This is a genomic window from Roseateles sp., assembly GCF_052436255.1.
Taxonomy (GTDB): Bacteria; Pseudomonadota; Gammaproteobacteria; order Burkholderiales; family Burkholderiaceae_C; genus Pelomonas.
Genome location: NZ_JBQVNP010000050.1, coordinates 1 through 19,050, shown reverse-complemented (window position 1 = coordinate 19,050; position 19,050 = coordinate 1). Strand labels below are relative to the sequence as shown.

Sequence of the window (19,050 nt, the reverse complement as noted above, 5' to 3'; positions counted from 1 at the left end):
TGTTTCGCTGCTGGAGCCGACCATGAACGCGCCCGACCACTTCCCCCCTGCCGCGCCCCTGCCGGCCGTATTGCTGGACGCGCTCAAGGCCGGATTTGCCGAGCGCTGCTCCACCGCGCTGGCCGTGCGCGAACAGCATGGTCGGGATGAATCGGTGTTTGACGTGCCGCCGCCGCAAGCCGTCGTCTTTGCCGCGAGCGAGGCTGAGGTGGCCCACGTCGTGGCGCTATGCGCTGCGCACCGCGTGCCCGTCATTCCCTATGGCGCAGGCTCGTCGCTGGAGGGTCACTTGCTGGCCGTGCAGGGCGGCATCAGCCTGGACGTGTCGCGCATGAACCGCATCCTGCGTGTCGACGCCGAGGACCTGACGGTGACCGTGCAGCCTGGCGTCACGCGCAAGGCGCTGAACGAGGCGCTCAGGCACGAAGGCCTGTTCTTCCCCATCGACCCGGGCGCCGACGCCAGTCTCGGCGGCATGGCCGCCACGCGCGCCAGCGGCACCAACGCCGTGCGCTACGGCACCATGCGCGACAACGTGCTGGCCCTGCGCTTCGTGGCGGCCAGCGGGAAGGTCGTGCGCACCGGCTCGCGCGCCAGGAAGAGCAGCGCCGGCTATGACCTGACGCGCCTTCTCATCGGCAGCGAAGGCACGCTGGGCGTCATCACCGAGCTGACCGTCAAGGTGCACCCCCTGCCCGAAGCCGTGTCGGCGGCGGTGTGCTTCTTCCCCAGCATCGACGCCGCCGTGCGCACGGCCATGCAGGTCATCCAGATCGGCGTGCCGATTGCCCGCTGCGAGCTGCTGGACGCCAACGCCATCAAGGCCGTCAATGCGCACGACAAACTCGGCCTGAAGGAAGCGCCCATGCTGCTGATGGAGTTCCACGGCAGCGAAGCCGGCGTGGCCGAACAGGCGGCGACCGTGCAGGCCGTGGCGGCGGACTTTGGCGGTGAGGCGTTTGAATGGGCCACCACGCCCGAGGCCCGCACGCGGCTGTGGACGGCACGGCACCACGCCTACCTGTCAGGCCTGCAGATGCGCCCCGGTTGCCGGGCGATCACGACCGACACCTGCGTGCCCATCTCGCGCCTGGCCGAAAACATCAACGCCTCGATCGCCGAGGTCCAAGCCGCCGGCCTGCCCTACTTCATCGTTGGCCACGTGGGCGACGGCAACTTCCACATGGCCTATCTGCTGGACCCGGTCGATCCGGCGGAGCTGGCCACTGCCGAGCGCCTGAGCGCGCAGATGGTGGCGCGGGCTCTGCTGCTTGAGGGCACCTGCACGGGCGAGCACGGGATCGGGCTGCACAAGCAGGGGTTTCTGGTGGACGAGGCGGGCGTTGAGGCCGTGGCGGTGATGCGGGCGGTGAAGGCGGCGCTGGACCCGGCGGGGATATTCAATCCGGGGAAGATATTTGCGGGTTGAGAGGACTTGGCAGGGTTCAGGAAATGCGTCGGGCGTCGACCACCAGGACGGTCAGCGACTGGTGGCTGGCGAGCGGGCCAGCGTGCATGGCCGGGCTTGTGGTGCGCGCCCGGCACAGGGCCTTGCTCGGCGCAGTCAACGGTCTTTGGCCACAATCGCCCGCTTTCCAACACCCACTGCGGAGACACCCATGTTCAACCACATCATGGTCGGCAGCAATGACATCGAGCGCAGCAAGCGCTTTTACGACGCGGTGCTGGCCGTGCTGGGCGCGCCCGAGGGCATACGGAACCCGGCGCCGTCGGGCCACCAGCGCGTGTTCTATCGCCACGCTGGCAACAGCTTCGGCATCAGCCAGCCCATCAACGGCGAGCCGGCCTGCCACGCCAATGGCGGCACCATCGGCTTCAAGTGCGAGTCGGCCGAGCAGGTGAAGGCCTTCCACGACGTGGCGGTGGCGCACGGCGGCCAGTCCATCGAAGAGCCCCCTGGCCTGCGTGAAGGCTCGCTCGGCGCCATGCACCTGAGCTATGTGCGCGACCCGGACGGCAACAAGCTCTGCGCCGTCCACCGCGTCAAGCCAGGCTGATCTTCGCGTCGACAAACCGGATACCGATTCTGGTATCGGTCACACGGTTGAGTTCATCACCCTTGATCTACCCCATTTTGATGGGCATCCAGCCGTTTTTCTGAAGGCGTGGCGGGACGTCAATCAGGGAAAAGCACGTACCGATTGATTGCGCTACCAGACAATCATGCGCAACCACAGAATCGGAGGCAGCGTTGAAGAAGCTTTCCATCGTTTGCCTAGCCTGGGGCCTGGCCGCCAGCGGCATTGGCGCCGCCAGTCCGCTGCCCGAGGCCGACAAGCAGGCACGCCAGATCGTGTCCAAGCTGACGCTCGACGAGAAGGTGGAGCAGCTGCTCAACGGCGCTCCGGGCATCCCGCGCCTGGGCATCCCGGCCTATAACTGGTGGACGGAGTCGCTGCACGGCGCGTTTGGCCCGGGCGCGACGACCAACTTCCCGCAGCCCGTGGGTCTGGCCGCGAGCTTCAACGACCAGCTGGTGCATGACGTGGCGGCCGCCATCAGCACCGAGGTGCGGGCCGTCTACGCGCTGGGGCGCCACAAGCCCAACCCGAACCGCATCGGCGGAGCGCTCAACACCTGGTCGCCCAACATCAACATCTTTCGCGACCCGCGCTGGGGCCGTGGCCAGGAGACCTATGGCGAAGACCCCTTCCTGAGCGCCCAGCTCGGCAAGGCCTTCGTGCACGGCATGCAGGGGCCGGATCCGGCGCGGCCGCTCGTCACCGCCGCGCCGAAGCATTTCGCCGTGCACAGCGGGCCGGAGTCCACGCGGCATTCGGTGGACGTGTGGGTCTCGGCGCAGGACCTGGAAGACACCTACCTGCCCGCTTTCCGCGCGACCATGGTCGACGCCCAGGCCGGCTCCATCATGTGTGCCTACAACCGCGTCAACGGCGAGCCGGCCTGCGCCAGCCACAACCTGCTGGTGAAGACACTGCGCGAGGACTGGCAGTTCAAGGGCTATGTGGTGTCGGACTGCGACGCCGTGGTGGACATCCACGCCCACCACAAGTACGCGCCGGACGCGCCCGCCGGCGCGGCCGCGGCGCTGAAGGCCGGCGTCGACAACGAATGCAATGGCGCCACGCTGTCCCATACACCCGGCCTGGGCGAGCGCTACAAGCAGGCGCTGGCGCGCGGCTACATCCGCGAGGCCGACATCGACACGGCACTGGTGCGCCTGTTCTCGGCCCGGCTGCGCAATGGCGACCTGCCGGGCCTGGCGGAGCGCAGCTTGCCCGCCGCCCAGGCGATCAACGCGCCCGAGCACCGCGCGCTCGCGCTGCGATCGGCCATCGAGAGCCTGGTGCTGCTGAAGAACGACGGCGTGCTGCCGCTGAAGGCGTCGGCGCGCATTGCCGTCGTCGGCCCGCTGGCGGATGCGCGGCGCGTGATGCGCGGCAACTATTCGTCGGGCCAGACCGGGCCGACGCAGACGGTTGTCGAAGGCCTGCGCCAGCAGTTCAGTGCGGCTGCAGTCATGCTGGTGCCGTTCGGCCCGTCGATCACCGATGGCGACCCGGTGCCGGCCAGCGCCTTCGTCGCGCCCGACGGTAGCGCCGGGCTGCGGGCGAGCTACTTCAATCTCAAACCAGGCTCGCCCCCGGACGTGGGCAAGCGCCGCTTCCAGGCCAAGGCCTTTGCGAGCCACGGCGTGGCACAGCTCGAGTCGCGTGCGGGGCAGTTTGCCGAGGCCGGTGACGTGACGCGCACCGTCTGGACCGGCTTTGTCGTCGCGCCCGAGACCGGCAGCTACCGGCTCGGCATCGCGGGCGTGAAGGGGCATGTGCGCGTCGCCGGACGGGATGTCGCCCTGGCCAAGCGCCCCACGCGCTGGGCCGAGCCTGTAGCCTTGGCGCAGGTGGATCTGCAGAAGGGCCAGCGCTACGCCGTGCAGTTCGAGACCGAGTCCGGCGCCGGGGCACCACCCGGCATGGTGTGGAAGCGCGTGTCGCGCCAGCCCTTGGCCGACTTGCGCGCCGGCGTGCAGGGTGCCGATGTGATCGTCGTCGTTGTCGGGCTGACCTCCGACCTGGAAGGCGAGGAGATGCCGGTCAAGATCGACGGTTTCTCCGGCGGCGACCGCACGAAGCTCGACCTACCGGCCGATCAGCGCGCCTACCTGCAGGCCGCTGCGCAACTGGGCAAGCCGCTGGTGGTGGTGAACCTCAGCGGCAGCGCCATCGACCTGTCCTGGGCCCACGCCAACGCGGCGGCCGTGCTGCAGGCCTGGTACCCGGGCGAGGGCGGCGGCCAGGCCATCGCCCAGGTGCTCGGCGGCGCGGCCAACCCGGCGGGGCGGTTGCCAGTGACCTTCTATCGCAGCGCGGACGACCTGCCACCCTTCGACGACTACCGCATGGCCGGCCGCACTTACCGCTTCTTCGGCAAGCCGGTGGTGTACCCCTTCGGCCATGGGCTGAGCTATTCGAGCTTCCGCTACGAACGCGTCACGGTGGAAGTGAACGACGACGGCAAGGCGCCCAGCCTCGAGGTGCGCACGGCCATCACCAACACCAGCACGCGCGACGGCGACGAGGTGGCGCAGCTCTACCTCGTGCCACCGCGCTTCGAGGGCGGCCCGCGCCTGGCGCTGCGCGGCGTGCAACGCCTGCACCTCAAGGCCGGCGAACGCCGCGAGCTGAGCTGGCGGCTGGATGCGCGAGACCTCAGCTTCGTGGACCGCGACGGCGTGCGCCAGGTCATGCCCGGCAGCTACGGCCTCAGCGTGGGCGGCGGCCAGCCGGACACGGGCGCGCCGGTCGAGCGTGCCACGTTCTCGCTGGCCCGGCAGGTGCTGCTGCCGCGCTAGCTGTGTTTCTCAGGACGGCGCCATTCACCCGCTGCAGCCGCCTGCCGAGAGCTGGTTCCGCCAGTGGGGCGAGCCGATGGTGCGCAAAGTCAGCGCCGCCTCCGCCAGAATGCGGCGCATGCAACGCCGCACCCACCTTTCGCTCATCGCGGGCCTGGCCGTCACGCCACTGGCAACGCCCGCCCTCGCTGTAGCGCAGCCCAACTTCACCGTGCTGGAGCGCCGCGTGCAGGGCCGCCTGGGCTTCTTCGCCATCGACACCGGCAACGGCCGCACGCTGGGCCACCGCGCCGACGAGCGCATGGCGATGGCGTCGACCTTCAAGATCCTGCTGGGCGCCCGCGTGGCCCATGGCGTGGAGGCGGGGCGCTGGCATTGGAACGATGCGGTGCCGCTGCGTGAGAGCGAACGCGTGCCGCATTCGCCGGCTTTCGACCGCCTGCTGCTGCGGGGCAGCGCGACGCTGGCCGAGCTGGTGCAGGGCATCGTCGTGGAAAGCGACAACCCCTGCGCCAATGTGCTGCTGCGCCATTGCTGCGATACGCCGGCCGGCTTGACGGCGTGGCTGCGCGAGCAGGGCGACGCGGTCACGCGCCTGGACCGCTGGGAGCTTGCGCTCAACGAGAACGCGCCCGGCGACCCGCGCGACACCAGCACGCCGCGCGCGTTTGCCGGGACGCTGCAGCGCCTGCTGCTGGGCAGCGGCCTGGCGCGGGCGAACCAGGCGCGGCTGTGGGCCGACCTGCAGGCCTCCCGTACGGGCTTGAAGCGGCTGCGCGCCGGTGTGCCCGACGCCGGCTGGCGCGTCATCGACAAGACCGGCACGGGCTATCGCGGCGCGGTCAACGACGTGGCGCTGGTGTTCCCGCCGGGTGGGCGCTCGCCGTGGGTGGTGGTGGCGCTGCAGTCGGATTCCACGGCAGCGACGGACGATCTGTCCGCCGTGCATGCCGAGGCGATGCGCCAGCTCGTGAAGGCCTGGCGGTGAGCGGCGCGAACGTCAGCCGCCGCCAGTAGCAGCTCAATCAGGCGTCGGTCACCTGCCTCGATGCTTCGTTGCGCGCCTAAGCATCACCCTGCGATGGCGGGGCACAGTGCGGTCCATTGCCACGAAGGACCGCCGCCATGCCCGCCATCACCTGCTTCATCCGCTATGACATCGACCCGCCGCAGCGCGAGGCCTTTCGCGAGTACGCGCAGAACTGGGGCCGCATCATTCCGCGCCTGGGCGGCCGGCTGCTGGGCTACTGGCTGCCGTGGGAAGGTACGAACCACGAGGCCTGGGGGCTGGTGGGGTTCGACTCGCTGGCCGAATACGAGGCGTATCGCGCTCGATTGAAGGCCGACCCGGAGGCCCGGGCCAACTTCGAGTTCGCGCAGCGAGAGAGATTCATCCTGCGCGAGGAGCGCCGTTTTTGCGAGGATGTGCAGCCATGATCGCGGTCATCTTCGAAGTCCAGCCCACGGCCGATGGGCGCCAGGCCTATCTTGACCACGCCGCCGCGCTCAAGCCGCTGCTGGAGCAGATGGATGGGTTCATCTCGGTGGAGCGCTTCCAAAGCCTTCACAACCCGGACAAGCTCTTGTCGCTGTCCTTCTGGCGCGATGAAGACGCCGTGCGCGGCTGGCGCGAGCTGGAGCGGCACCGCCAGGCGCAGGCAGCCGGGCAGGGCGGCTTGTTTGCCGACTACCGGCTGCGGGTCGCCCACGTCGTGCGTGACTACGGCCTGATTGATCGGGCCGAGGTTCCCCGATGAACGAACCCCGCCTGGCCCGCGTCGCCGCTGCGATTGCCGACCCGACACGGGCGCGCGTGCTGTCGCGGCTGCTGGATGGCCGGCTGCACACGGCAGGCGAACTGGCCGCGCATGCGGGTGTGACCGCGCCGACGATGTCTGCTCACTTGAAGCTCCTCGTCGACGAAGGCCTGGCTCTGGTTCGTCAGCAGGGGCGGCATCGCTACTTCGGGCTGGCCGATGGCGACGTGGCGCATGCGCTGGAAGCGCTGCTGCGCGTGGCTGACGGGCGCGATACCGAGCCGGCTGCCGCTGCGCGCCGCTGGCAGAAGCCGGAGATGCGGGGGCTGCGGCATGCGCGCAGTTGCTATGGCCACCTGGCCGGCGAACTGGGTGTGCAGTGGCGTGACAGCCTGCTTGCCAAGGGTTGGGTGAAGGTTGCGCCGGACGGGCACTACGAACTCGGCGATCAAGGCCGGACGGCTTTGGCTGAATTGACGCCAGATGGCATCAGCACGACCGGCGGCGCGCTCTACGACTGCGTGGACTGGTCCGAACGCCGCGACCACTTTGCCGGGCCGCTGGCGGTGGCGTGGCTGAGCGCGATGGTTGGTCGGGGATGGTTGTCGAGGGCCAAGGATTCGCGCGTGCTGACGCTGACCCCGCCAGGCCGATTCGCGCTGTTCGAGTCGTTGCTGCAGTAGCCAAGCGGCCCAAACGTCGCCAGCCGCATGCTGGCGCAGCTGATTGACCCTGGCAAAAGCGCGGCGAGGGCCGGCAGAATCGCCGCCAACGTCACTCCCGCATTCAAACCATGGCTTGGCTGCTGCTCATCGTTGCGGGCCTTTTCGAAGTCGGCTGGGCCATCGGCCTGAAGTACACCGAAGGTTTCACGCGCCCTGTGGCCACGGCGCTGACCGTGACCGCGATGGTCCTCAGTGTCGGCCTGCTCGGCATGGCGATGAAGACGCTGCCCGTGGGCACGGCCTACGCCGTCTGGGTGGGCGTTGGCGCGGTCGGCACGGCGATCCTGGGCATCGTGCTGTTCGGCGAGCTTGCCAGCCCCGGCCGGCTGGTCAGCCTGGGCCTGATCGTGGCGGGCATCGTGGGGCTGAAGCTGGCGTCCTGAACGCCACGCCCGCGATCCTTCACAAGGCCTGCGCCGGCACGCTCCAGCGCCGCGTCACATCGCCACGGGTGTTGACACTTTCGAGTTGCACGCCAAAACCCCACAGCCGGCCGACGTGCTTGAGCACGTCCTGCGCGTTGTCGTGCAGCGGGCGGTTCAGGTGCTGCACATGGCGCAGCGTCAGGGACCGGTCGCCGCGCAGGTTGACGTTCCAGACCTGGATGTTGGGCTCGCGCGTGGACAGGTCGTACTGGCGCGACAAAGCCTGGCGGACGTGGCGGTAGCCGCCCTCGTCGTGGATGGCTGAGATCTCGTACTCGCTCTTGGCCTCGTCGTCGAGGATGGAGAAGAGGCGGAAGTCGCGCATGATCTTCGGGCTCAGGTACTGGCCGATGAAGCTCTCGTCCTTGAAGTTGCGCATCGCATGGTCGAGCGTGGGCAGCCAGTCGCTGCCGGCGATGTCGGGGAACCAGTCGCGGTCTTCGTCGGTCGGGTTCTCGCAGATGCGCTTGATGTCGGTGTACATCGCGAAACCCAGCGCATACGGGTTGAGGTTGGCGCCCGGGTGCTGGTAGACGACGTTGGTGTGGGACTTGAGCCACTCGATCATCATGCCGTCGCTCAGATACCCGTCGTCATACATCTGGTTGAGCAGCCGGTGGTGCCAGAAGGTGGCCCAGCCTTCGTTCATGACCTGGGTCTGGCGCTGTGGGTAGAAGTACTGCGCGATCTTGCGCACGATGCGCACGACCTCGCGCTGCCAGGGCTCCAGCAGCGGCGCGTTCTTCTCGATGAAGTACAGCAGGTTCTCCTGCGGCTCGTCGGGAAAGCGCCGGCTCTCGGCGGCTTCGTCGGGGCGGTCGGCCTTCCTGGGCAGGGTGCGCCAGAGGTCGTTGACCTGCGACTGCGCATGCTGCTCGCGGTCCTTCAGGCGGGCGCGCTCTTCAGCCAGCGACAGCTTGGCAGGGCGGCGGTAGCGGTCCACGCCATGGTTCATGAGGGCGTGGCAGGAGTCGAGCAGGGTCTCGACGGCGTCCAGGCCGTGGCGTTCTTCGCAATCGGCGACGTAGTTCTTGGCGTAGACGAGGTAGTCGATGATGGACGAGGCGTCCGTCCACATGCGGAACAGGTAGTTGCCCTTGAAGAAGCTGTTGTGGCCGTAGCAGGCGTGGGCGATGACCAGGGCCTGCATGGCCAACGTGTTCTCCTCCATCAGGTAGGCAATGCAGGGGTCGGAGTTGATGACGATCTCGTAGGCCAGGCCCATCTGGCCGCGCTTGTAGTTGCGCTCGGTGCTGATGAACTCCTTGCCGTAGCTCCAGTGCCGGTAGTTGACCGGCATGCCCACGGAGGCATAGGCATCCATCATCTGCTCGGCGGTGATGACCTCGAGCTGGTTGGCATAGCTGTCGAGGCCGAAGCGTGCGGCGGTGTCCTTGATGACGGCGTGGTACTCGTCGATCAGGTCGAAGGTCCAGTCGTTGGGCGAGGGCAGGGGCTGCGTGGGCCGACGCTCCAGCGGGCGCATCTGGCGCAGCGGATCGTGTTGGCGGCGTTCGGGCATGCCCGGCGGCGGCTTGGCGACGCGCCCGGGCTGGCGGCGGTTCTCCAGCGAACTCATGCGGCCACTCCTTCCTTCTTGAACAACTCGCGGAAGACCGGGTAGATCTGCGAGGCCTCGACCGCCTTGCGCATCGCGAAGTGACGGGCGTCGTCGGCGAGCTTCTGGTATTCCTCCCAGAGGTTCTGTTCGGGCTCGGCCACCTGCACATAGGCGAAGTAGCGGCACAGCGGCAGCAGCTTGTCGGCCAGCAGCTCGCGGCAGCGGCCGCTGTCGTGGTGCCAGTTGTCACCGTCGCTGGCCTGGGCACCGTAGATGTTCCACTCGGTCGGCGAGTAGCGCTCCTTGATGATCTGCTCCATCAGCACCAGGGCGCTGGAGACGACGGTGCCGCCGGTCTCGGTGGCGTGGAAGAAGTTCTGCTCGTCGACCTCCTGGGCCTGGGTGTGGTGGCGGATGAAGACGACGTCGATCTTTTCGTAGTGCCGCGTCAGGAACAGGTAGAGCAGGATGAAGAAGCGTTTGGCGAGATCCTTGCGGCCTTCGTCCATGGAGCCGGACACATCCATCAGGCAGAACATGACGGCACGCGTCGTCGGCACCGGGATGCGCGTGCGAGCGCGAAAGCGCAGGTCGATGGGGTCGAGGAAGGGGATGGCCTTGAGGCGCTCGCGCAGGTGCTGGATGCGTTCGCGCGTCTCTGCCAGCAGGCGCGTTGTCTCGGGGCGGTCTTCCTTGAGCAGCTCCTGCTCGCGGGCCTCAAGCTCGTGCAGCTCGCGGCGCTTGTCCATGCCCAGCGCGATGCGCCGGCCCAGGGCACCGCGCATCGAGCGCACCACGTGCAGGTTGGTGGGCGTGCCGTCGGAGACGAAGCCGGCGCGCTGGCTGCGCCACTCCGGCGTATCGGCCAGCGTGGTGCGGGCCAGGTTGGGCAGGGCCAGGTCGTCGAAGAAGACCTGCATGAACTCTTCCTTGGTGAGGTGGAAGACGAAGTCGTCCTCACCTTCGCCTTGGTCACTGGCCTCGCCGCCGCCGCCCTGTCCGCCTTGCCCACCTTTGGGCTTGGCGATGCGGTCGCCCTTCACATACTCCTGGTTGCCCGGCCGAACGACCTCGCGCACGCCGCCGTCGCCGTGGCCGAAGACCGGTTCGCTGAGGTCCTTTTTCGGGATGTGCACATCCTCGCCGCGCTCCATGTCGCGGATGCCGCGGCCGTCCACCGCGCGCTTGACCGCCTCGCGGATCTGGTCCTTGTGGCGGCGCAGGAAGCGCTCGCGGTTGCCGATGGACTTGTTCTTGCCCGACAGCCGTCTATCGATGATTTGCTGGAGTGACATGTCGCGGGCGCTCAGGAAATGCAACCACTGAGGCACAGAGCCACAGAGAAGACGAAGGCCTCACGCATTTCCTCTGTGCCTCCGTGTCTCTGTGGTTGCCTTTTTGACTTCAGGAACTCTTGCGGACCCTCAAGTACCACTCGCACAACAGCCGCACCTGTTTAGCCGTGTAGCCCTTGTCCACCATGCGTTGCACGAAATTCTCGTGCTTCTTGGCGTCCTCGGCACTGGCCTTGGCATTGAAGCTGATGACGGGCAGCAGCTCCTCGGTGTTGGAGAACATCTTCTTCTCGATGACGGTGCGCAGCTTCTCGTAGCTGGTCCACAGCGGGTTCTTGCCCGCGTTGTTGGCGCGCGCGCGCAGCACGAAGTTGACGATCTCGTTGCGGAAGTCCTTGGGGTTGGAGATGCCCGCCGGCTTCTCGATCTTCTCCAGCTCGGCGTTCAACGCCACGCGGTCGAAAACCTCGCCGGTGTCGGTGTCGCGGTACTCCTGGTCCTGGATCCAGTAGTCGGCATAGGTCACGTAGCGGTCGAAGATGTTCTGGCCGTACTCGCTGTAGCTCTCGAGATACGCGGTCTGGATCTCCTTGCCGATGAACTCGGCATAGCGCGGCGACAGCTGCTCCTTGATGTAGCCGACGTACTTTTCTTCCAGCTCCTTGGGGAACTGCTCGCGCTCGATCTGCTGCTCCAGCACGTACATCAGGTGCACGGGGTTGGCGGCCACTTCCGCGGAGTCGAAGTTGAAGACCTTGGAGATGATCTTGTACGCAAACCGCGTACTGATGCCGCTCATGCCTTCATCGACGCCGGCGTAGTCGCGGTACTCCTGGTAGCTCTTGGCGCGCGGGTCGGTGTCCTTGAGGTTCTCGCCGTCATAGATCTGCATCTTGGAATACAGCGACGAGTTCTCGGGCTCCTTCAGCCGCGTCAGCACCGCGAACTGGCTCATCATCTTCAGCGTGCCGGGCGCGCACTTGGCTTCGGCCAGCGAGGAGCCGCGGATCAGCTTCTCGTAGATCTTGACCTCTTCGCTGACGCGCAGGCAGTAGGGCACCTTGACGATGTAGACGCGGTCGAGGAAGGCCTCGTTGTTCTTGTTGTTGCGGAAGGTCTTCCACTCGCTCTCGTTGCTGTGCGCCAGCACGATGCCGTCGAAGGGAATCGCGCCGAAGCCCTCGGTACCCTTGTAGTTGCCCTCCTGCGTGGCGGTCAGCAGCGGGTGCAGCACCTTGATCGGCGCCTTGAACATCTCGACGAACTCCAGCAGGCCCTGGTTGGCCAGACACAGGCCGCCGGAGTAGCTGTAGGCGTCGGGGTCGTCTTGCGCGTAGGTCTCTAGCTTGCGGATGTCGACCTTGCCGACGAGGGAGCTGATGTCCTGGTTGTTCTCGTCGCCCGGCTCGGTCTTGGCCACACCAATCTGCTTGAGCACGCTGGGGAAGCGCTTGATGACCTTGAACTTGCGGATGTCGCCGCCGAATTCATCAAGGCGCTTCACGGCCCAGGGGCTGAGGACGCGGTTGAGGTAGCGGCGCGGGATGCCGTAGTCGCGCTCCAGCAGCGGGCCGTCCTCGACGGGGTCGAACAACCCGAGCGGGCTTTCGTTCACCGGCGAGCCGGCCAGCGCATAGAAGGGCACCTGCTCCATCAACTGCTTGAGCCGCTCGGCAATCGAGCTCTTGCCGCCGCCGACCGGACCGAGCAGGTAGAGGATCTGCTTCTTTTCCTCGAGGCCTTGGGCTGCGTGCCTGAAATAGGACACGACCTGCTCGATGGCTTCTTCCAGGCCGTAGAACTCGGCGAAGGCCGGATAGATCTTGATGGTCTTGTTGGCGAAGAGCCTTGAGAGCCGCGGGTCGTTGCGCGTGTCGAGCATCTGCGGCTCGCCGATGGCCTGCAGCATGCGCTCGGCAGCCGTGGCGTAGGCCAGTGGGTTTTTCTTGCACTCGGCGAGGTAGTCCTCCAGCGAGAGCTCCTCGACCTTGCTGCGCTCGTAGCGCTTCGCGAAATGGTTGATGACGTCCATGCCGACCTCCTGCGGTTTGAACTCCACGCAGGCCACAGGCACGACACGTGCCCGAGGGACTGGGGGGTTCTGATCGCGCCTCAACTGCAAGGCGTCATCAGAACTCTCCATTCAGCTGATCAGCAGCTTGCCGCTGCCCAACACTCGGCGATCACAAGAATAAGCCGCTGTCCGACTACCAACAAATCCACTGGGTTTTTCGTTGACAGGATGCCGGGCCAGCATACGCCCGCCGTTCAGGCAAGACCTGGCACTTTTAGGGCAAACCACACGAACCCGGGGGCCTTGTGGCGGCCCGCCGACAGCGCGTCAGTGAAGAACTGTTGCGGCATTGCGAGCGTCGCAAGACGCGGCGCTCGGGCTAGTGTTGAATGCTTCGCGGCGGCGCCTTGTCGGACGCCGCCGCATTGCGCTCCCGCCCGCCTTCTCAGGCGCCGCGCAGCCTATCGAGAATGCCCGACAACGCGTCCAGCGAGTCGAATTGGATGGCCAGCTCGCCGCTCTGGCCGCGCTTGCTGCGCTTCTTCACGCGCACCTCGACGGTGGCGCCGAGGGCGTCGGCAAGCTCCTCTTCAAGCCGCAGCACATCGCGGCTCTTGTCGCTCTTCACGCGCAGCAGCGGCGTCTGGCGCGCGGCGCCCTGGTGGCGGGCGACGAGCTTCTCGGCCTCGCGCACGCTGAGCTTCTTGGCCGCGATCTCGCTGGCCGTGGTGATCTGCGCGGCGCCGTCCAGCGGCAGCAGCGCGCGGGCATGGCCCATGTCGAGGTCGCCGGCCATCAGCATGTTCTGCACCGGCGCGGCCAGGTTCAACAGCCGCAGCAGATTGCTGGCCGCGCTGCGTGAACGGCCCACCGCCTGGGCCGCCTGCTCATGCGTCAGGCCGAACTCATCGGTCAGGCGCTTGAGGCCCTGCGCTTCTTCGAGCGGGTTCAGGTCCTCGCGCTGGATGTTCTCGATCAGCGCCATCGCCGCGGCCGATTCGTCGGGCACCGCCTTGACCAGCACCGGCACCTCGCGCAGACCGGCAAGCTTTGCCGCACGGAAGCGGCGCTCGCCCGCGATGATTTCGTAGCTGGCTGGCCCGCTGGCGGTGATGGGCCGCACGAGGATGGGCTGCATGATCCCCTGGGCCTTGATGCTCTCGGCCAGCTCGTACAGCGAGCCCTCGTCCATGCGCGTGCGCGGCTGGTATTTGCCGGCCTGCAGCTGCTCCAGCTTCAACGTGGACGGCAATTCTGCGGCGGGCGCCTCGCTGACCTTGGGGCCGAGCAACGCCTCCAGGCCGAGGCCGAGGCCTTTGGGTTTCTTGGTAACCATGGCGACGATTGTCACAGCCCGAGCAGCAGTGCCCGGACCTCCGGCCAGTCGCCCAGGCCCGACTCGGCGTTCAGATGGCCGCGCGGCCCGGCCATGACCACGCCGCTGCCCCAGTCGGCCGCCATCTGCGTGCTGCGCTCGACGGCGCAGTAGGGATCGTCGCTGCTGATGACGGCGACGCTGGGGAAGGGCAGGCGCGAGCGGCGGATCGGGCGCCAGTTATGCAACTGCGGCGGCATGTCCGCGCGCTCGGTGTCGGGCGGGGCGACGAGCAGGGCGCCGGTGACGCGGGCCGTGTGCTGCGAATGCTCGCTCCACGCCGCCACCAGCTGGCAGCCCAGGGAATGTGCCGCGAGCAACACCGGCCGGTCGTTTTCCAGCAGCACTTCGTCCAGCCGGGCCATCCAGTCGCCGCGCCGGGGCCAATCCCAGTCGTGCTGTTCCACGCGGCGGTCGCCATGCAGCTGCTCCCAGCGGCTTTGCCAGTGGTCGGGGCCAGAGTTCTGCCAGCCCGGGAGCAGGAGAACGCGCACCACGCTCAGAGTGGCGCGAAGTCCTGGGCGCTGACCCAGCGGCCGCTGGTCCCGTCGGTCGCCAGCACGGGCACCAGCGCCCCGGGCAGCACGCTTTCCACCGCGCCGGGCGCGTTGGGCCCGCCCAGGTCGGTGCGCAACCAGCCCGGGTCGAGCAGGTTCATCGTGACGCCGGTCCCCTGGAGCTTGGGTGCGGTGTCGTAGACGTACTTGTCCAGCGCCGCCTTGGAGGCGGCATAGGCCATCAGTTCGGGCTGGTCCTTGATGCCGGACGTCACGTTGACGATGCGACCCCAGCCCCGCGCCATCATCTTGGGCAGGAAGTGGTTGCACAGCAGGATGGGCGCGATGGTGTTGACGCGAAAGCTCAGCTCGTAGTCGGCCGGCACTGCGCTCAGGTAGTCCTCGCGGTAGGGCGTCATCACGGCGGCGTTGTTGTAGAGGATGTCGAGGCTGCCGCAGAGGGCGCCGACCTCGTCGGCCAGGCGAAGCACCGCAGCGCTGTCGCTCAACTCCGCCGCCACCGAATGCACGGTGGCGCCCTGCTCGCGCAGACGGCCGGCGAGCGCGGCGGTGGCCTCGACGCTGCGGCTGTGAAGGATCAGGCGGCAGCCCTCCTCGGCCAGTGCCAGGGCGACTTGTTGGCCAATGCCCCGGCTGGCGCCGGTGACCAAGGCCCAGCGGTCAACAAGGGGTTTCATTCGAGCTTGCTCCTGCGGATGACAATGATGGATTCCATTATTCCTGCCCATGGAGATCGAGGCATGACGTACAAGGTTTTTGTTGACGGCCAGGAAGGCACGACCGGCTTGCGCATCCACGACTACCTCGCGGCGCGCGCGGACGTGGAGGTGCTGAAGATTGCCCCCGACAAGCGCAAGGATCCGGCGGAGCGCTCGCGCCTGCTGAACGCCGCCGACGTGGCCTTCCTGTGCCTGCCCGACGTGGCCTCGCGCGAGGCGGCCTTCATGGTCAACAACCCCAACACCTGCCTGATCGACGCGAGCACGGCCCACCGCACGACGCCGGGCTGGGCCTTCGGGCTGCCGGAGCTGAACCGCGGCCAGCGCGCCGTTATCCGCAACGGCAAGCGCATCTCCAACCCCGGCTGCCATTCCAGCGCCTTCATCCTGGCGGTGCGCCCGCTGGTGGACGCCGGTCTGCTGCCGCCCGATGCCGCCGTCAGCGCGACGTCGATCACCGGCTATTCCGGCGGCGGTAAATCCATGATTGCCGACTACGAACAGCAGCCGCTGCCGGCCCAGCTGCAGGCGCCGCGGCCCTATGCCCTGAGCCTGAAGCACAAGCACCTGCCCGAGATGATGGCCCACACCGGCCTGGCCACGCCGCCGGTCTTCATGCCCATCGTCGGCAGCTTCTACAAGGGCCTGGCCGTCAGCGTGCCGTTGCACCTGAGCCAGCTCAAGGCCGGCACGACGCCTGAAGCCGTGCACGCCGCGCTGGCAGCGCATTACCAGGGCGAGCGCTTCATCAACGTGCTGCCGCTGCGGGACGCGCCCACGGTCGACGCAGGCGCCTTCGACGTCCAGGCCTGCAACGACACCAACCGCGTCGACCTCTTCGTGTTCGCGTCGGACACCCAGCTGCTGCTGGTGGCCCGCCTGGACAACCTCGGCAAGGGTGCCAGCGGCGCGGCCGTGCAGAGCATGAACGTGCACCTGGGGCTGGAAGAAAGCCTCGGCCTCGTTTGAGGTTGAAACAGGGCGTTGCGCAGCTGCGCAGCGTCGCGATACTGCGGGCCGTCTTCATGAGTAAGGACGGCCCGTGAGCCCATCCGGCAGAGCGCCGAAGAAGAGCAAGTCCCTGCCCGGCCATGAGCAGCTGCTGCAGGCCGTGCGCATCGCCAGCCCGAGCGACGCCTTGGGCGTGGCGCTGGCCGCCGTGGACGACCGCTCGCGCCAGAGCATGGCCCAGCACGCGCTGCGCTGGACCTATGTGCTGCGCTCGCGCCAACGCTGGGTGCGCGACGCCAAGGCGCGTGAGCAGCACCAGCTCGAAGCCGCCGGAACGCTGAAGGCCCTGGGCCTGGACGCGGCGCAGGTGCAGTTGCTGAGCGAGGCCTCCACGCTGGTCGTGCGGGTGCCCTACCAGCACGAAGCCATTCTGTGGGAGGGCCGCATCTTCCCGTGGGAGTACGTGCTGGCGGCCGCCACCCGCGAGCAGCGCCGCGCCGCGGTGGGCAAGCCCAAGGCGCTGACCATCATCCGCGAGCTGCAGGTGCAGCACGAGGTCGAGGGCGCCTGGCAGCCGGTGCCGCGCGAGGCGGTCGTCATGCCGGCCTGGAAGGATTTGCGCGTGCTCTTCGTCAACGCGCTGCCGCTGGAGCTGTGCCAGCGCTGGACCGTCGACGCCGAGCTGAAGAACCTCGCTGCGGCGCTGCCCAAGGAGGTGCCGGCGCCGCGGGTGCTGAACTATCCGAGCCTGGAGGAGCTCTGCGCCGAGCTGAGGGTTCGGCCACCGCATCTGCTGCACTTCGCCGGCCTTGACAGCCACCAGGGCCTGCGCGAGCTGGGCACCCTGGCGGGCAAGTCGGCTTTGGTGGAGGCGCCCGAGTCCGACGTCGCCGGCGCGCCTGGCCGGGTCCAGCCCATCGACGAGCTGCTGGCCGATTCGCGCCGCGTGCTCGACGGTCTGCTGCTGCGCGGCGCCGAAGGCTGTCCGCGGCTGGTGCATGCGCAGGCGCTGGCCCAGGCGGTGGCCGCATCGGTAGACAAGACGCCGCCCTATCTGACGACGCTCAATGTGTGGAACAGCGCCGCGCGGCTGGCGCCCATGCTGATCGCCGAGGGCGCGACGCGGGCCGCGCTGGGCTTTCAGGATGCCTTCGACGACTCGCTGGCCGAGTACGCGCTGACGCAGCTGCTGCGCCATCTGTTCACCAGCGGCTTCGACCTGCCCGCCGCCTTCACCAGTGTGTGGGAGGAGGTGAGGGCGCTGCCGGAATCGGTGGACGCCACCGGCGTGACGCTGTGGCTGGACGGCCCCGTCTTCGTCGATCCGGCGGTGCGCCTGGCGCATGAGGCTCGCGCCCGGGAACTGGTCATGGCCGCGGCCGATGTGGCCACGCCGGCGTCGGAGTCGGCCCTGGTGCGCTGTGAGGTGGAGCCTTTCCCCGAACTCAACTACGCCGTGCTGCACAACGCCCAGCCGCTGTTCAGGCGCTTCGTGCTGAGCTGCGACAACCCGCAGCACGCCGCGCCGCTGGATGTGGAAGTGGCCGTCCACATGGGCGCCGAGGTGGCGCGCTTCCAGCGCCGCGTGCGCATGCGCCAGGTGCGCGAGAAGCTGACCGACAAGATTCATGTGCCCTTGACGGCCGAGGTGGCGCGCAGCGTGCACGAGGCCATCAATACCAGCGTGGTCGTCAGTGTGCGCCAGGGCGACGAGCTGCTGTACCACGACAGCCACCGCCTGCGCCTGCTGCCGGTGGACCAGTGGCGCGACAACCGCCGCGACGGCCGCTGGCTGCCGTCCTTCGTGCTGCCGCGCGACCCGGCGGTGCTGGACGCCGTGTCCATGGCGCGCCGCTACAACCGCGTGCTGCGCGACGACCCGACGGCCGGCTTCGACGGCTACCAATGCGTGCCTGAATCCACAACACCGGACGCCATCGACGAGGACGCCCTGCGCGGCGTGGACCGCCAGGTCGAGGCCTTGTGGGCGACGCTGCTGCACGACTGGCGCCTCGGCTACATCAACCCGCCACCGAGCTACAGCGGCGAGCTGGACTCGCAGCGCCTGCGCGTGCCTTCGATGGTGCGGGCCGAGCGCGCCGGCACCTGCATCGACCTGGCGCTGCTGTTCGCGGCCTGCCTGGAGCTGGTCGACATCTACCCGGTCGTCTTCCTGCTCGAAGGCCATGCGCTGCCCGGCTGGTGGCGGCACCGCAGCTTCCAGGAGGAGTACCAGCGCATGGGCTCGGCCAATTACAGCGAGGTCGTCCAGGCCGATGCCGGCGGCAGCTCGGCGGCCAACGCCCAGGTCGTGAGCTGGCATGCCGGCAAGGCGAGCTGGGCCGAGGTGCGGCGCTGGGTGCGCGAGCGCAAGCTGGTGCCCATCGAGACCGTGCGGCTGACCGAGCACTGTGGCTTCATCGAGGCCATCGAGGCCGGCGTGCAGGCGCTGGCCGAGCGCGCCGACTACGACTCCATGCTGGACATCGTCACCGCCCGCCAGGCGCAAGTCACGCCGCTGCCTTTGCTGAAGGACGCGAAGTGAAGCCCCTCGTCCAAGGCATACCTTGGTCGGTCCCCCCAGGGGACGGCGATGCTGGCGGCAGCAAGCCGCCAGCACATCGCCAGCCCGGGCCGGCTTGGGAGCGGCCCTGCGCGCGGCCCGCAGGTTTCATGCAAAGGGCGCGGACATGACCTCGCACGCGTTGTGGGCCGAGGCGCGCGAGCAGCTCAGCGAGCCGGCGCCTGCGCGCGCCGACGAGTTGCGCGCGTCCATCCAGCAGCGCCGTCGCCGCGGCTACGAGGCCAGCCGCGACGATGGACGCGCGGCGGTGCGCCTGGTGCGCGACGACGGCCTGCTGCGCTGGGTCTACGAG

17 protein-coding genes are annotated in these 19,050 nt (G+C 68.1%); 11 read left to right on the top strand and 6 right to left on the bottom strand.

Annotated elements, in window-relative coordinates; genetic code table 11:
* Nucleotides 1-22: 22 nt before the first annotated feature.
* The 8 genes from ACT6S0_RS13265 (at nt 23) to sugE (ending at nt 7,699) form a co-directional block, all read left to right on the top strand.
* Nucleotides 23-1,429: an FAD-binding oxidoreductase gene (locus ACT6S0_RS13265; protein WP_444764298.1), complete on the top strand. Its 1,407-nt coding sequence runs from the start codon at nt 23-25 to the stop codon at nt 1,427-1,429.
* A 190-nt stretch (nt 1,430-1,619) separates the two neighbouring features.
* Complete coding sequence (locus tag ACT6S0_RS13260; RefSeq protein WP_444764297.1) at nt 1,620-2,018, top strand: VOC family protein; 399 nt, start codon at nt 1,620-1,622, stop codon at nt 2,016-2,018.
* 194 nt (nt 2,019-2,212) lie between these two features.
* Nucleotides 2,213-4,834: a glycoside hydrolase family 3 C-terminal domain-containing protein gene (locus ACT6S0_RS13255; protein WP_444764296.1), complete on the top strand. Its 2,622-nt coding sequence runs from the start codon at nt 2,213-2,215 to the stop codon at nt 4,832-4,834.
* A gap of 118 nt (nt 4,835-4,952) precedes the next feature.
* Complete coding sequence (bla, locus tag ACT6S0_RS13250) at nt 4,953-5,822, top strand: class A beta-lactamase (protein ID WP_444764295.1); 870 nt, start codon at nt 4,953-4,955, stop codon at nt 5,820-5,822.
* Between the two features lie 137 nt (nt 5,823-5,959).
* Nucleotides 5,960-6,271: an NIPSNAP family protein gene (locus ACT6S0_RS13245; RefSeq protein WP_444764294.1), complete on the top strand. Its 312-nt coding sequence runs from the start codon at nt 5,960-5,962 to the stop codon at nt 6,269-6,271.
* On the top strand, nt 6,268-6,591 hold the full coding sequence (locus ACT6S0_RS13240; protein ID WP_444764293.1) for an antibiotic biosynthesis monooxygenase family protein: 324 nt from the start codon (nt 6,268-6,270) through the stop codon (nt 6,589-6,591). Before ACT6S0_RS13245 ends, ACT6S0_RS13240 begins: the two co-directional genes overlap by 4 nt.
* Nucleotides 6,588-7,274, top strand: coding sequence for an ArsR/SmtB family transcription factor (locus ACT6S0_RS13235; RefSeq protein ID WP_444764292.1), 687 nt, complete (start codon nt 6,588-6,590; stop codon nt 7,272-7,274). The genes ACT6S0_RS13240 and ACT6S0_RS13235 overlap by 4 nt, the downstream gene beginning before the upstream one ends.
* 110 nt (nt 7,275-7,384) lie before the next feature.
* On the top strand, nt 7,385-7,699 hold the full coding sequence (sugE, locus tag ACT6S0_RS13230; protein ID WP_444764291.1) for a quaternary ammonium compound efflux SMR transporter SugE: 315 nt from the start codon (nt 7,385-7,387) through the stop codon (nt 7,697-7,699).
* Nucleotides 7,700-7,718: 19 nt separating this feature from the next.
* Here the strand turns inward: sugE and ACT6S0_RS13225 are convergent, their stop codons facing one another.
* The 6 genes from ACT6S0_RS13225 to ACT6S0_RS13200 all read right to left on the bottom strand — a co-directional run bounded on the left by ACT6S0_RS13225 (nt 7,719) and on the right by ACT6S0_RS13200 (nt 15,181).
* Complete coding sequence (locus ACT6S0_RS13225) at nt 7,719-9,263, bottom strand: SpoVR family protein (RefSeq protein WP_444764316.1); 1,545 nt, start codon at nt 9,261-9,263, stop codon at nt 7,719-7,721.
* Between the two features lie 53 nt (nt 9,264-9,316).
* Complete coding sequence (locus tag ACT6S0_RS13220; RefSeq protein WP_444764290.1) at nt 9,317-10,597, bottom strand: YeaH/YhbH family protein; 1,281 nt, start codon at nt 10,595-10,597, stop codon at nt 9,317-9,319.
* A gap of 109 nt (nt 10,598-10,706) precedes the next feature.
* Nucleotides 10,707-12,629, bottom strand: a complete 1,923-nt coding sequence (locus ACT6S0_RS13215) for a PrkA family serine protein kinase (protein WP_444764289.1) — start codon at nt 12,627-12,629, stop codon at nt 10,707-10,709.
* Between the two features lie 427 nt (nt 12,630-13,056).
* Nucleotides 13,057-13,947: a ParB/RepB/Spo0J family partition protein gene (locus ACT6S0_RS13210; RefSeq protein ID WP_444764288.1), complete on the bottom strand. Its 891-nt coding sequence runs from the start codon at nt 13,945-13,947 to the stop codon at nt 13,057-13,059.
* Nucleotides 13,948-13,958: 11 nt separating this feature from the next.
* Nucleotides 13,959-14,489, bottom strand: a complete 531-nt coding sequence (locus ACT6S0_RS13205; RefSeq protein ID WP_444764315.1) for an RBBP9/YdeN family alpha/beta hydrolase — start codon at nt 14,487-14,489, stop codon at nt 13,959-13,961.
* Nucleotides 14,486-15,181, bottom strand: a complete 696-nt coding sequence (locus tag ACT6S0_RS13200) for an SDR family NAD(P)-dependent oxidoreductase (protein WP_444764287.1) — start codon at nt 15,179-15,181, stop codon at nt 14,486-14,488. The genes ACT6S0_RS13205 and ACT6S0_RS13200 overlap by 4 nt, the downstream gene beginning before the upstream one ends.
* 63 nt (nt 15,182-15,244) lie before the next feature.
* On the opposite strand from ACT6S0_RS13200, the gene argC reads away from it, so the two are divergent.
* The 3 genes from argC to ACT6S0_RS13185 form a co-directional block, all read left to right on the top strand.
* Complete coding sequence (gene argC, locus ACT6S0_RS13195; protein WP_444764286.1) at nt 15,245-16,192, top strand: N-acetyl-gamma-glutamyl-phosphate reductase; 948 nt, start codon at nt 15,245-15,247, stop codon at nt 16,190-16,192.
* 73 nt (nt 16,193-16,265) lie between these two features.
* Nucleotides 16,266-18,719, top strand: coding sequence for a hypothetical protein (locus ACT6S0_RS13190; RefSeq protein ID WP_444764285.1), 2,454 nt, complete (start codon nt 16,266-16,268; stop codon nt 18,717-18,719).
* A gap of 145 nt (nt 18,720-18,864) precedes the next feature.
* Nucleotides 18,865-19,050, top strand: a 186-nt coding sequence (locus ACT6S0_RS13185) for a hypothetical protein (RefSeq protein WP_444764284.1), incomplete at its 3' end; no start/stop codon positions are given.